Below are 13,585 nucleotides of genomic sequence, written 5' to 3' on the forward strand. Positions count from 1 at the left end.
CGACCGAGCGGGAGGCACACCATGCGGGTTGCTGTTCTGGGCGCGGGCGCTATCGGCGCCTACGTGGGTGCGGCCATGCACCGAGGCGGCACCGAGGTCCATCTGGTCGCGCGCAAGGCGCACCTCGAGGCGATGCGCGAACACGGAGTGCGGGTGCTCAGTCCCCGCGGCGACTTCACCGCGCGTCCCCACGTGACCGACGACCCGGCCGAGATCGGCCCGGTCGACTTCGTTTTCCTCGGGCTCAAAGCCCATTCCTACCCGAGCAGCGGTGCGCTGCTCGAACCACTGCTGGGACCGGACACCGCGCTCGTCGCGGCACAGAACGGCATCCCGTGGTGGTACTTCCACGGCCTGAGCGGGCATCCGCTGGAGGGCCGGCGAGTCGAGACCGTGGACCCGGACGGCGAGACCAGCCGGGTGATGGCGGTGCAGCGGGCCATCGGCTGCGTCGTCTACTGCTCGACCGTGATCGAGGAGCCGGGCGTGATCCGGCACCTCGAAGGCACCCGGTTCTCCCTCGGCGAGCCGGCGGGCGGGGTTTCGCCCCGGTGCGTGGCGCTGTCCGAGGCGATGATCGAGGGCGGGCTCAAGGCCCCGGTCGAGCCGAACCTGCGTGACGACATCTGGGTCAAGCTCATGGGCAACGTCGCCTTCAACCCGTTGAGCGCGCTCACGCGGGCGACGATGGCGCAGATGTGCGAGCACGAGGACACGCGTGAGCTCGTGGCCACGATGATGACCGAAACCCTCGCCATCGCCCGTGCGGCCGGCGCGGATCCCCAGGTCTCCGTGGAGAAGCGGATCGACGGCGCCTGGCGCGTCGGGCACCACAAGACGTCGATGCTGCAGGACCTCGAAGCGGGCAAGCCGCTGGAGATCGACGCGATCATCGGCGCGGTGGTCGAGCTCGCCGAGCTGACCGGGGTGCCCGCGCCCGCGCTGCGCCACGTCCACGCCGCCATCGGCCTGCTGAACCGCACGGCCACCGCCGTGCCGGTCGGCTAGGAACCCACCCCACCACGAAGGAGACACCATGAAGCGCAGGAGGGACACCACGCCGTACGCCCGGCTGACCGAACCGCTGGTCCGGGATTCGGGAGTGCTGCGGCCGGCGACGTGGGAAGAGGCGCTCGACCGCGCCGCCGCGGGGTTCCGGCGCACGCTGGAGACGAAGGGCCCCGAGGCCTTCGGCATGTTCTCCTGCGCCCGGGCCACGAACGAGATGAACTACGTGGCCCAGAAGTTCACCCGCGCGGTGATGGGCACGAACAACGTGGACTCGTGCAACCGCACCTGCCACGCGCCGAGCGTCGCCGGGCTGGCGCGCGTCTTCGACAGCGGGGGCGGCACGTCGTCTTACGCGGAGATCGAAGACGCCGACGTGATCGTGATCTGGGGCGGAAACCCGCGCGAGGCGCACCCGATCTTCTTCCAGCACGTGCTCAAGGCCGTCCACAAGGGAGCGAAGCTCTTCGTGGTGGACCCGCGTCAGACGAGCACGGCGAAGTGGGCGCACCGGCAGCTGCAGCTGGAGGTCGGCACCGACATCCCGCTGGCCAACGCGATCGCCCGCGAGATCATCCACTCCGGACTCGCCAACACCACGTTCATCGAGCGCGCCACCGAGGGCTTCGCGGAGTTCGCGGCGTCGGTGGAACCGTGGACGCTCGAGGTCGCCGAGCAGGTGACCACGGTGCCGGCGGAACTGATCAAGGAGCTGGCGCACACCTACGCGCGAGCCGACCGCGGGCAGATGTCGTGGACGCTGGGCATCACCGAGCACCACAACGGCACCGACAACGTGCTGTCGCTGATCAACCTGTCGCTGCTGGCCGGGCAGGTCGGGCGCTACGGCGCCGGGCTGAACCCCTTGCGCGGGCAGAACAACGTGCAGGGCGGCGGCGACATGGGCGCCATTCCCGACCGGCTGCCGGGGTTCCAGGACGTGCTCGACCCGGCCGTGCGCGCGAAGTTCGACGCCGCGTACGGCTCGCACATCCCGCCGCACAAGGGCAAGAACCTCACGCAGATGCTCGAGGCGATGGAGGACGGCACGCTCACCTGCGTGTACGTGATCGGGGAGAACCCGGTGCAGTCCGAAGCCGACTGCGAGCACACGATCAAGCGCTTGTCGAACATCGAGCACCTGGTGGTGCAGGACATCTTCCTCACCAAGACCGCGCAGCTGGCCGACGTCGTGCTGCCGGCTTCGGCGGCCTGGTGCGAGAGCGACGGCACCTTCACCAACAGCGAGCGCCGCGTGCAGCGGGTGCGCAAGGCGGTGAACCCGCCGGCCGGCGCGCGCGACGACATCGAGCTGCTCAGCGAGCTGGCGCGGCGCCTCGGGCACGACTGGCACTACAGCGGCGAGGACGGCCGGGAGGTGTGGGACGAGCTGCGTTCGCTCTCGCCGATCCACGCCGGCATGAGCTACGCGCGGCTCGAGGAGCTCGGCGGCATCCAGTGGCCGTGCTACACCGAGGACACGCTGGAGCCGTCGTTCCTGCACGCGCGGCTGTGGGCCGAGGACCCGGCCGAGCGCGGCCGCCCGGCGCCGTTCACGGTGCTGCGCCACAGCCCGCCGGTCGACGTGCTCGACGACGAGTTCCCGCTGCGCCTGACCACCGGCCGGCGGCTGGACTCGTACAACACCGGCGTGCAGTCCGGCGGGTTCCCGTCACCGCGCCGGCGCGGCGAGACGCTCGACCTGTGCTCGGCGGACGCCGCGCACCTGGGTGTCGCGGAGGACGAACTGGTGCAGATCTCGTCCCGGCGCGGCGCGATCGTGGCCCCGGTGCGGATCGACGAGGGGCTGCGGCCGGGGCTGGCGTTCATGACGTTCCACTTCCCGGACGAGGTGGACGTCAACGTGATCACCATCGAAGCGACGGACCCCGTGGCGGGTACGGCCGAGTACAAGGCCGCGGCGATTCGCGTGGACAAGCTGCCCGCCGACGCGGTCGTGGGCTGAGGGGGCCGGGATGGATCTCCAGTTCCTCGACGCCAAGGCCACCTTCGAAGAACGCGCGGCGATCGATGCGCTGCCCGAGGGCTCCGCGCGGGACCAACTGCTGCCCGCGCTGCACGCGGTGAACGACCGCGTGGGCTGGATCAGCCAGGGCGCGCTGAACTACATCTGCGAAACGCTGCACGTGCCGCCGGCCGACGCGTACGGCGTGGCGAGCTTCTACTCGCTGTTCTCGCTCACCGAGCGCCCGGAGCGGGTGGTGCACGTGTGCACCGATCTCGCGTGCCGCGTGAACGGGTCGGACACGGTGTGCGACACGCTCACCGAGCACCTCGGCCCGGCGGGCAAGGCGCGCGGTGGCGTGACGTGGCTGCGCAGCCCGTGCCTGGGCGTGTGCGAGAAGGCGCCCGCCGCGCTGGCATTCGAAGCCGGTGACCCGCCGGGCAGCGAGCTGCTCGCCCCGGCCACCGGCGCGGACGTGGTGCTGGCGGCCAGACGGGCACCGTCCACGGAGGACGGTGCGGCGCCGGTGCTGCACCAGACCGACCGGGAGTCGCTGCGGCTGCTGCGCCGGGTCGGCGCGGTCGACCCGGAGAGCCTCGACGACTATCGCGCCTCCGGCGGGTACGCGGCGCTGCGCAACGCACTGCAGCTCGGGCCCAACGGCGTGATTCGCGAGGTCACCGACGCGGGCCTGATGGGCCGCGGCGGCGCGGCGTTCCCGACCGGGCGCAAGTGGCAGGGCGCGGCGAGCCAGCCGGCGCTGCCGCACTACCTGGTGTGCAACGCCGACGAGAGCGAGCCCGGCACGTTCAAGGACCGCGTGCTGCTGGAGGGCGACCCGTTCGCGCTGGTGGAGTCGATGACCATCGCCGGCTTCGCGACCGGCGCCACTCTGGGCTACCTCTACCTGCGCGGCGAGTATCCGCGAGCGCGCCGGCTGGTGCAGAACGCGATCGACGTCGCGCGCGAACGCGGTTTCCTCGGCACGGACATCATGGGCCACGCGGGGTTCTCGTTCGACATCGAGATCCGCCGCGGCGCGGGCGCGTACATCTGCGGCGAGGAGACGGCGATCTTCAACTCGATCGAGGGCTTCCGCGGGGAGCCGCGGTCGAAGCCGCCGTTCCCGACCGAGCAGGGCCTGTTCGGGAAGCCGACGGTGGTGAACAACGTCGAGACGCTGGTGAACGTGCCGCTGATCCTCACCGAGGGCTACGCGGCGTACCGGCGGATCGGCACGGAGAAATCGGCCGGGCCCAAGCTGTTCTGCCTGTCGGGCAACGTGCGCAAGCCCGGCGTGTACGAGGTTCCCTTCGGCACCACGCTGCGCGAGCTGCTGGAGCTGGCCGGGGGTGTGCCGGAGGGCCGCGAGCTGCGGGCGGTGCTGCTGGGCGGCGCGGCCGGCGGGTTCGTGCGGCCGGACGAGCTCGACCTGCCGCTCACGATGGAGGACGCGCGCGCGGCGGGCACCACGCTCGGCTCGGGGGTCGTGCTCGCGCTCGACGACCAGGCCGACCTCGGCAAGTTCCTGCTGCGCATCGCGTCGTTCTTCCGCGACGAGTCGTGCGGGCAGTGCGTGCCGTGCCGCATCGGGACGGTGCGGCAGGAGGAGGCGGTGAGCCGCATCGTCGGCGGCCGGCGGCTGAGCACCGATGCCGACGACCTGGCGTTGCTGCGGGAGGTCGGGCAGGTGATGCGGGACTCGTCGATCTGCGGGCTCGGTCAGACGGCGTGGAACGCGATCGAGTCGGCCGTGGAGCGGCTGGGCGCCTTGGACGGAGTGGAGTCATGACTACCGACGACACAATCTTTCCCGTGGAGGAGTCATGACGATTGTTGATCTGGGGTTGCCGAAGCGGCTCGTCGAGGTCACTGTGGACGGCGCGACGGTGAGTGTGCCCGAGGGTGCCACGATCCTGGAGGCGTGTTCGGCCGTGGGGAAGGACATTCCCACGCTGTGCTACGGCGACACGCTCAAGCCAGCCAACGCGTGCCGTGTGTGCATGGTGGAGGTGGAGGGCTCGCGGACGCTCGTGCCGTCGTGCTCTCGCAAGGCCGAGCCGGGCATGGTCGTACACACGGACTCCGAGCGCACGAGGACGAGCCGCAAGGTCGTGCTGGAGCTGCTCGGCTCGGCCACGGACCTGTCGACCACTCCCGGCGTGGCCGAGTGGATGGCCGAGACCGGCGCGAATCCCGAGAGGTTCGGTCCGCCCGCGCCGCCGTCGGCCGAGCGGGACGACGCGCTGCCCGGCGAGCACGAGGAGGTCGACGGGCTGACCGCGGCCACCGTGGCGCAGCCGGTGAAGGTGGACAACGCGCTCTACGTGCGGGACTACGGCAAGTGCATCCTGTGCTACAAGTGCGTGGACGCCTGCGGGGACCAGTGGCAGAACTCGTTCGCGATCTCGGTCGCCGGCCGCGGGTTCGGCGCGCGCATCTCCACCGAGTTCTCCACGCCGCTGCCCGACAGCGCGTGTGTCTACTGTGGAAACTGCGTGGAGGTCTGTCCCACGGGTGCGCTGAGCTTCAAGGCCGAGCACGACAAACGCGAGGCCGGCACCTGGGACGAGGAGCGGCAGACGGAGACCACGACCGTGTGCACGTTCTGTGGCGTCGGCTGCAACCTCACGCTGCACGTGCAGGACAACGAGATCGTGAAGGTCACCAGCCCGCACGAAAGCTCCGTGACCCACGGAAACCTCTGCATCAAGGGCCGCTTCGGCTGGCAGCACGTGCAGAACACCTGACGGCGGTCGCCCCGACCGCCTTCCCACGGACCCGTCGTCCCCCCGTCCCGGCCGCCTTCACCCGCGGACGTGCGGGACGGCGGGTCCCGCGCGTCCGCGCGCGATCCACCCCGAACGAAGGGGGCAATGGTGCCTTCCGTCGAAGAAATCTCCAGGGTCGTGGCTTCGGCCGTGGCGCCGGGCGCGGCCGAAGCCGACCGGCTCGCGCGCTTCCCACGCGCGGCGATGGCCGCGTTGAGCCGCAAGGGCGTGCTGGCGCTCACCGCGTCGAGGCGGCTGGGCGGTGGTGGCCACGGGCTGGCCGAAGCCGCGCGCGTGGTGGAGGTGGTGGCGCGTTCCTGCGCGAGCACGGCCACCGTGCTGCGGTCGCACTTCGCGGCCGTCGCGGTGCTGGAGGCGCACGCGGACCAGTCCGTGCGCGCGGAGCTCGCCGGGGGACGGCACCTCAGCACGCTCGCCTTGTCCGACGCGGCGCCCGGCAGCCGCCTGCTCGCGCCGGACGGCGTGGCGTCGGCGCACGGCGGGGTCGTGGACCTGGCCGGCCGGAAGACCGGGGTGGTCGCGGCGGGGGAGGCCGACAGCTACGTGTGGTCGAGCCGGCCGGCGGGCGGGCGCGGGGCGGCGACGCTGTGGTTCGTGCCGGGTCACGCGCCGGGTCTGTTCGTGCCCGCGTCCGTCGGTGGCCTGGGCCTGCGGGCGAGCGCGGCCACCACCGTGTGCGCGGATCCCGTGCAGCTGCCGGAAAACACGGTGCTCGGCCGCGACGGAGACGGCGCCGACGTGGTGCTCGATCTGGCGCTGCCGTGGTTCCTGGGCCTCGGCGCGGCCGTCGCGCTGGGGCTGGCGGAGACGGCGATCGAGCGCGTGGCCGCGGTCGATTCCGGTGCGGCGCAGGCGGATCTGGCGCGCATGCGGCTGCGGGCTTCGGCCGTGCGGGTGCTGGCCGCCGACGCGTTCGCCACGAGCAGCTGGGACCCGGCCCACGCGCTGCCGAGGTTCTTCCACCTCTGGCTGAGCGCGGGCGAGGCGGTCACGGCGATCACCGAGGTCGCGCTGCGGCTGTGCTCGGCCTATCCGGGTGACTCGGTGGTAGAGCGCTGCTTCCGTGACGCGCGAGCGCACTGCGCGCTGGAGCCGACCGTGGACACGGTGGTGGACCTCGCCGCCCGCGCGAGTGGCGCCGCTGTGCCCCGGGAACTGCACGTGGCCCGTTGACCGGGCACAGTGCCGACCGCTATTCTCGAACTACGGAAGAAAGCTTCCACAATGCGAAACTAGAGGTCAGAGCAATCCGATGAGCCGAGGTATCCGATGACCGGTCCCGCCGGGGTGCGGCACTCGCTGCCCTACACCGCCAACCTGTCGATCCTGTTCACCGAGCTCCCGCTGCTCGAGCGCGCGCAGGCCGCTCGGGCAGCGGGCTTCACCGCGGTCGAGTACTGGTGGCCCTTCGACGGCGCCGACCCGCGGCCGGTCGAGGTCGAGAAGTTCGTGCGCTCCATCGAGCAGGCCGGCGTGCGGCTGACCGGGCTCAACCTGTTCGCCGGCGACATGGCGGCGGGTGAGCGCGGGCTCGTGTCGTGGGTCGGGCGCGAGGCCGAGTTCGCCGTGAGCCTCACGATCGCGATCGGCATCGCCGAGCGCCTGGGCTGCCGCAGCTTCAACGCGCTGTACGGCAATCGGCTCGACGGCGTCGACCCGGCCGAGCAGGACGCGCTGGCGCTGGAGCACCTGGCCACCGCGGCTTCGTCGGCGGAGAAGATCGGCGCGCAGATCGTGCTGGAGCCGCTTTCGGGCACCCCCGCTTACCCGCTGAAGACGGCGGCCGACGCCGTCGCGGTGGCCGACAAGCTGGGGCTGGACAACGTGCGGCTGCTCGCGGACCTCTACCACCTGGCGGTGAACGGCGACGACCTCGACTCCGTGATCGCCGAGTACACCCCGCGCACCGGGCACGTGCAGATCGCCGACGCGCCGGGCCGGCACCAGCCGGGCACGGGGGAGCTGGATCTCGAGGGACACCTGGAAAAGCTGGCTGCGGCGGGTTACCGCGGGCACGTGGGGATCGAGTACAAACCGGACGGCCCCACGCTCGAGTCGCTGGCCTGGCTGCCGGAAGAACGAAGGGGCAACGAATGACGAAGGTCGGTTTCATCGGGCTCGGCGTGATGGGCACGCCGATGGCCGCGCACCTCGCCGGTGCGGGACACGACGTGAGCGGCTTCGACCTGAGCGCCGACGCGCTCGCGAAGCTCACCGCCGCGGGCGGCCGCGCCGCCGCCGACGTGGCCGACGCGGTGGCCGAGGCGGACGTGGTGATCACCATGCTGCCAGACCACCCGCAGGTCGAGCAGGTGGTGCTCGCCCCGGGCGGCGTCCTCGACGCCGTGAAGCCCGGCACTCTGCTCGCAGACATGAGCACCATCCGGCCGGAGACCTCGATCGCCGTCGCGAAAGCCGGGGCGCTCAAGGGAATCCGCGTGCTCGACGCTCCCGTGTCCGGCGGCCAGGCGGGCGCCGAGCAGGCCGCCCTGTCCATCATGGTCGGCGGCGAGGCGGACGACTTCGAGGCCGCCAGGCCCCTCTTCGAGGCCCTCGGCAAGACCATCGTCCACGTCGGCCCCCACGGCGCGGGCCAGGTCGTGAAGGCGGCCAACCAGCTCGTCGTCGGCGGCATCTACGGCCTGGTCGCCGAGGCGATCGTCCTGCTCGAAGCCTCGGGCGTCGACGCCGGCACCGGCCTCGACGTCCTCGCCGGCGGCCTCGCGGGCAGCCGGATCCTCGAGCTCAAGCGGAAGTCGATGGTGGCGCGCCAGTTCCAGCCGGGGTTCCGCATCGACCTGCACCACAAGGACATGGGCATCGCGTTGGCCGCCGCCCGGCAGGCGGATGTCGCCCTGCCGATGACCGGGTTGGTCGCGCAGCTCGTGGCGGCGGGGCGGGCGATGGGGTATGGGTCGCTGGATCATTCGGCGTTGTTGAAGGTGGTGGAAGGGGTTTCGGGGAGGACTTCGGAGGAGGTCTGAGTCCGGGCCGTGTTTCCGACGTCGGTTGGTGCGGTGGCGTCGGGGCTGGCTTGAGTTGATGTGGCTGTGGGTGGGTCCGGGAGTCTCGGCGCCTGCCCACAGCGATGTCCGCGTGGCGAGCGGCGGTTTCTGGCCCAGCGGATGGAGGACGTTGCAGCCGGGGCTGGACTTCGTGCTGGTGCCGGGGTTCGCGAAAGGTCTCGCTGGAGTCGGGTTCGGAGTTTGTGCCGGCTTGCGGCGGTGCTGCCGTGGCGGATCCAGGGACGGGGACTCGCCCACGGCGATGTGCGTGCGACAGGCTGGAGTTACCCGTGCCGGCGCTCGGAGTGCGGTGCGTGCGAGGTCCGCGGCTTGGCACAGAGGTTCGCGAGGGGCCTTGCTGAGGTCGGCGCTGAGTTCGTGCGGGTTTGTTGCTGTGGGCGGGTCCAGAGGCGGGGACTCGCCCACGGCGATGTGCTTGCGAGAGGCTGGAGTTACCCGTGCCGGCGCTCGGAGTGCGGTGCGTGCGAGGTCCGCGGCTTGGCACAGAGGTTCGCGAGGGGCCTTGCTGAGGTCGGCGCTGAGTTCGTGCGGGTTTGTTGCTGTGGACGGGTCCAGAGGCGGGGACTCGCCCGCAGCGATGTGTGCGCGACAGGCCAGGGCTTGAGAGGCCGGCGCTCGGATACCGCGCGCGGGGTCGGCTGCTTGCCGGCGTTCAGAGCGCGACGGGGGCTCGCTGGCGTCGGTGGAGGGCGACGTCGGGTTTGGTTGGCGCTGTCGAGAGCGGTGCAGGGCGGGCCCCCGCGCGACCGATGTCCGCGCGACGGGCGACAGGTTCACTTCGTCGGCGCGCGGGGGAGGTGCGGGTGGGGCGGCTGTCGTTGGTGCTGGTGTGGGCGGGTCCAGGAGTGTGGGACCCGCCCACAGCGATGTGAGCGCGACGGGCGGCGGGTTTCCGAGCCGGCGCCCGGAAGACAACGTGCGCGCGATCAGGTCGGTAGAGCGCGTCGCTGCGATCGGTGAAGACCTGGAGCGGGTCGAATCCGCGCTGCCAGGCGTGGTCGCCCAATGGGGGACTCGGTCAAAAGCGGGCCTGCGTGGTGTGCGGCGTGCGCGGGGTCGGGTTACTTGCTGGCGACCAGGTTCGCCAGGGTGGCGAGCGCGTCGGCGTCTGGGGTGCCGGGGGTGGCGTGGAAGATCACCAGCTGGAGGGCGTCGGCGCCGGGGAGGGTGAGCTTGTCGCTGTGGAGGGTGAGGGGGCCGGCGGCCGGGTGGCGGAAGCGCGTGGTGTGGGCGGTGCGGGGTTTGATGTCGTGGCGGGACCAGAGGTCGCGGAAGCGTTCGCTGTGGGCGGCGAGGTCCGTGACGAGCGCGGTGGCCGCGGGGTCGCCGACGTTGGCGCCGAGGGAGGCGCGCAGGCCGCCCACGCCGTCGGCGGTGGTTTGTTCCCATTCGACGCGGAAGTGGCGTTCGGAGGGGTCGAGGAAGACTTCGCGCAGGAGGTTGTGGCCCGGGGCGTACTTCGGGGAGAGGGCGGTGGCGATGGGGTTGGCGGCGAGGACGTTCGTGAGGCGGTCCTGCACGTAGGCCGGGGTGGTGGGCCAGGTGCCGATCAGTTCGGCGATGCTCGGCGGCGCCACCGGCACCGGGCCGACGGAGGTGGCGGGCACGGGGGCCGCGAGGCTGTGGAGGTGGGCGGTGGCGTCGGGGTCGAGGCCGAGCACGCGGGCGAGCGCGTCGAGCACCTGGGCGGACGGGTTCTGGTCGCGGCCCTGCTCGAGGCGCATGTAGTAGTCGCTGCTGATGCCGGCCAGCAGGGCCAGCTCCTCGCGGCGCAGGCCGCGCACGCGTCGGCGGCCGCCTGCGGGCAGGCCGACGTCTGCGGGTGAGACGAGCTCACGCCGCGCGCGCAGGTAATCGCCGAGGAGGTTGTCCACGCTGCGCAGTCTACGAGAGTGCGGCGAGCAGTCCGAAGTAGACGGCGCCGCCCACCACCGCGCCCACGAACACGCCGCTGGTCACCTCGGCGGCGGTGTGGTCGCCGAGCTCCACGCGCGACCACGCGACCCACGCGACGAACGGCGCCAACAGCAGCAGCCACGGCCCGTACACCCACACGAGCATCACCGTCGCCCCCGCGGCGACCTCGGCGTGGATCGAGATCTTGAACTTCAGTCCGAACGTGATCGCCACCGCCACCACCAGGCACGCCAGCTCGGTCGCCGTGAGCGCGATCAGCTCCCGCGGCGCCCCACCGACGATCAGCGCCACGAACCCGGCCGCCAGCGACCCCAGGCACACCGCGAACGGCACCAGGCGGCCCGCGCGGTTGGTCACGTGGTGCCCGTCCCACTTGCCGCGCCGCGCGCCCCGCACGATCACCGCCATCGGGATCAACGACCCCGTGACGCCCACCACGAGCCCCCACAGCACCGTCGCCCCGATCCGGTGGCCGGTCACCTGCCACGCCACCGCGAGCGGCAACCCCAGCACCCACACCCACGGCGCCAACACCTCCGTGGCGGCGCGCGCCGCTCCGCGCCGAAGCCCACCCGACGAGGACACGGTCGTGGACATCGTTCTCCCTGCGTTGCACTGGATTCCGGCGACTGACGATCTTACGGGGTTTCGTCCTCGGACCTGCCGGGTGCCAGTTCAGGGTTCAGTGACTTCCGAATAGATCAGCCTCTACTGTACTGTTCAAGCCATGCTGAGCTGTGAGACCCGCGAATCGGCCCTGGCCCGCGTCGGCCGCGCCCTCTCGGACCCGACGCGGTGCCGCATCCTCGTCGCGCTTCTCGACGGCGTCGCGTACCCCGCCCGGCTGGCCGAGACGCTCGGCCTGAGCCGCTCCAACGTCTCCAACCACCTCTCCTGCCTGCGCGGCTGCGGCCTCGTCCTCGCGACCTACGAGGGCCGCCAGGTCCGCTACACCCTCGCCGACCCGCACCTGGCCCACGCGCTGGCCGAACTGACGAAGGTGGTCCTTGCCGTTGCGCCGACGCCGGATTGCGCTCCGGAGGACGTGCCGGCCGCGGAGGTGGGTCGATGAGTTCCGAGCCGCGTCTCGCCGCGCGGTCGACCGACGTCTGCAGCGGCACCGATTCCTGTGCTCCCGCTTCGGCGGCCTCGGCCGACATCCGGCCCGCGGCGCGTGGAGACAGTCAGTGCGCACCATCGACTTCGGCTCACCTCTTGCCCGGTCTGACGGCCTCGCGCGAGACCCGGATCGGGGCCGCGCGGGCGGAAAGCGGGAATCTGTCGGCCACTTCGAGCACGCAAGCCGTGAAAGCGGTGTCGTCGAAGGAGTGCCCTGAGTTGGCTGCTTCGGGCGAGCGGTACGTGCAGGACGAATCGCCAGCTGACGGTGAGCCCACGGGACGTGACCAGTGCGGTGCTGTGTCACTGGTGGATAAAGCAGGCGCGCGGTTCGCGCTGGGTAACTCGCAAGAGTCAGGTACCGGCGCGGCATCGGCTGCCGACTGCTGCGAGCCGCGTGGACCGGGGCAGTCGGGGGCTGCCTCGTCGGTGTCTCAAGCGCGAGAGACCCAAGTCGGGGCGGCGCGGTCGGAGAGCGGGAATTTGCTTTCCGCTTCGGGCAAGCGGGTTGTGACCACGGTGTCGTCGAAGGGGCGCCCCGCGCCGACTGCTTCGGGCGAGTCGCACGTGCGGGACGAATCGCCAGCTGACTGCTGTGAACCGTCGGCGCTGGACCAGCGCGGGGACGGGCCTTCGGCGGTGCCGCGCGCCGGGAAGGGGCCTGAGGCAAGGCTTCCGCGCGGGCGACACGGACTGGAGGCGTCGGCAGCTGACTGCTGCGACTCGGCCGGGCTCGAAGAGCGCGGGGTCGTGTCGTCATCCGTAGCCGGGGCGGGAGAGCGGCCGCTTGAGCTGGAAGGTTCGCCCGGCTCAGGTGTGCGTGAGTTGTCGGCAGCTGACTGCTGCGGTCCGTCGGGGTCGGATCAGGGTGAGGTCGCCTCGTCGGTGGTGCCGCAAGCCGGGAAGCCAGGCGAGGCGGGGGTTTCGGGCGGGGGAGGCTGGCTGGGGGAGTCGGCGGAGGAGTGCTGCGTGCCGGCCGCGCGGGACGGGCGCGGGGGTGCGGCGTCGGTGGGGCAGGTCGGGGAGCGGCGGCGGGTGCTGGCGCGGCGGGTGCGGTGGTTGGTGGCGGGGACGATCGCCTACAACGTGGTGGAGGCCGTGGTCGCGCTGGCGGCGGGGGAGGCCGCGGGCTCGGGGGCGCTGGTGGGGTTCGGGTTGGACTCCGTGGTGGAGGTGGCGTCGGCGGCGGCGGTGGCGTGGCAGTTCGCCGGGGTGGATCCGGAGAGGCGGGAGCGGGCGGCGTTGAGGGTGATCGCCGGGTCGTTCTTCGTGTTGGCGGCCTACGTGGTCGGCGACGCGGTGTGGGCGCTGGCGCGCGGGAGCGAGGCCGGCCATTCGACCGTGGGCATCGTGCTGGCGGCGGTGTCGCTGGCGGTGATGCCGGTGCTGTCGGGCGCGCAGCGCAGGGCCGGCCGCGAGCTGGGCTCGGCGAGCGCCGTGGCCGACTCGAAGCAGACCCTGCTGTGCACTTACCTTTCCGGGGTGTTGCTGGCCGGGTTGCTGCTCAACACGCTGTTCGGCTGGTATTGGGCCGACCCGGTCGTCGCGTTGGTCATCGCGGCCGTCGCGGTGCGGGAGGGCCGGGAGGCCTGGCGTGGGGAGCACTGCTGCTGAGCGCGGGTGAGCCCGCGGTCGCGGCCGAGCCACCACTGCAACCCCCGCAGCACCACCGCGAACGCGACGAACACGCTCACCAGCAGCACCGAACCGTCTAGATCACTCACCACACGCTCACTTCCGACGCGTCACTCTGACAA

11 protein-coding genes are annotated in these 13,585 nt (G+C 71.8%); 9 read left to right on the forward strand and 2 right to left on the reverse strand.

The annotated features are described in order from the left end of the window. Nucleotides 1-21 precede the first annotated feature (21 nt). The 7 genes from VSH64_RS12160 to VSH64_RS12190 all read left to right on the forward strand — a co-directional run bounded on the left by VSH64_RS12160 (nucleotide 22) and on the right by VSH64_RS12190 (nucleotide 8,750). Nucleotides 22-1,008 carry a 2-dehydropantoate 2-reductase gene (locus tag VSH64_RS12160; protein ID WP_326835666.1) on the forward strand — a complete coding sequence of 329 codons (987 nt, stop codon included), beginning with the start codon at nucleotides 22-24 and terminating at the stop codon, nucleotides 1,006-1,008. A 28-nt stretch (nucleotides 1,009-1,036) separates the two neighbouring features. Further along, entirely contained in the window at nucleotides 1,037-2,974 is a 1,938-nt protein-coding gene (locus VSH64_RS12165; RefSeq protein WP_326835667.1) for a molybdopterin oxidoreductase family protein, read from the forward strand. 10 nt (nucleotides 2,975-2,984) lie between these two features. Further along, on the forward strand, nucleotides 2,985-4,766 hold the full coding sequence (locus tag VSH64_RS12170) for an NAD(P)H-dependent oxidoreductase subunit E (protein WP_326835668.1): 1,782 nt from the start codon (nucleotides 2,985-2,987) through the stop codon (nucleotides 4,764-4,766). 34 nt (nucleotides 4,767-4,800) lie between these two features. Continuing rightward, the gene (locus tag VSH64_RS12175; protein WP_326835669.1) at nucleotides 4,801-5,724 is read left to right on the forward strand and encodes a 2Fe-2S iron-sulfur cluster-binding protein; all 924 of its coding nucleotides are present in this window, start codon (nucleotides 4,801-4,803) and stop codon (nucleotides 5,722-5,724) included. A gap of 129 nt (nucleotides 5,725-5,853) precedes the next feature. After that, nucleotides 5,854-6,939 (forward strand): acyl-CoA dehydrogenase family protein, encoded by a 1,086-nt coding sequence (locus VSH64_RS12180; protein ID WP_326835670.1) that lies wholly within the window; start codon nucleotides 5,854-5,856, stop codon nucleotides 6,937-6,939. A 96-nt stretch (nucleotides 6,940-7,035) separates the two neighbouring features. Next, entirely contained in the window at nucleotides 7,036-7,863 is an 828-nt protein-coding gene (locus tag VSH64_RS12185) for a hydroxypyruvate isomerase family protein (RefSeq protein ID WP_326835671.1), read from the forward strand. Continuing rightward, nucleotides 7,860-8,750, forward strand: coding sequence for a 2-hydroxy-3-oxopropionate reductase (locus tag VSH64_RS12190; RefSeq protein ID WP_326835672.1), 891 nt, complete (start codon nucleotides 7,860-7,862; stop codon nucleotides 8,748-8,750). Before VSH64_RS12185 ends, VSH64_RS12190 begins: the two co-directional genes overlap by 4 nt. A gap of 1,103 nt (nucleotides 8,751-9,853) precedes the next feature. On the opposite strand, the gene VSH64_RS12195 is transcribed toward VSH64_RS12190, so the two are convergent. Continuing rightward, nucleotides 9,854-10,666, reverse strand: coding sequence for a helix-turn-helix transcriptional regulator (locus tag VSH64_RS12195; RefSeq protein WP_326835673.1), 813 nt, complete (start codon nucleotides 10,664-10,666; stop codon nucleotides 9,854-9,856). A 10-nt stretch (nucleotides 10,667-10,676) separates the two neighbouring features. After that, nucleotides 10,677-11,306 (reverse strand): hypothetical protein, encoded by a 630-nt coding sequence (locus VSH64_RS12200; RefSeq protein ID WP_326835674.1) that lies wholly within the window; start codon nucleotides 11,304-11,306, stop codon nucleotides 10,677-10,679. Between the two features lie 130 nt (nucleotides 11,307-11,436). Here VSH64_RS12200 and cmtR point away from each other — a divergent pair, with 130 nt between their 5' ends. Together cmtR and VSH64_RS12210 are read left to right on the forward strand one after the other, a co-directional pair. Then, nucleotides 11,437-11,781: a Cd(II)/Pb(II)-sensing metalloregulatory transcriptional regulator CmtR gene (gene cmtR / locus VSH64_RS12205; RefSeq protein WP_326835675.1), complete on the forward strand. Its 345-nt coding sequence runs from the start codon at nucleotides 11,437-11,439 to the stop codon at nucleotides 11,779-11,781. A gap of 1,016 nt (nucleotides 11,782-12,797) precedes the next feature. Continuing rightward, nucleotides 12,798-13,442, forward strand: a complete 645-nt coding sequence (locus tag VSH64_RS12210; protein ID WP_326835676.1) for a cation transporter — start codon at nucleotides 12,798-12,800, stop codon at nucleotides 13,440-13,442. Nucleotides 13,443-13,585 lie beyond the last annotated feature (143 nt).

Source organism: Amycolatopsis rhabdoformis, assembly GCF_035918295.1.
Taxonomy (GTDB): domain Bacteria; phylum Actinomycetota; class Actinomycetes; order Mycobacteriales; family Pseudonocardiaceae; genus Amycolatopsis; species Amycolatopsis rhabdoformis.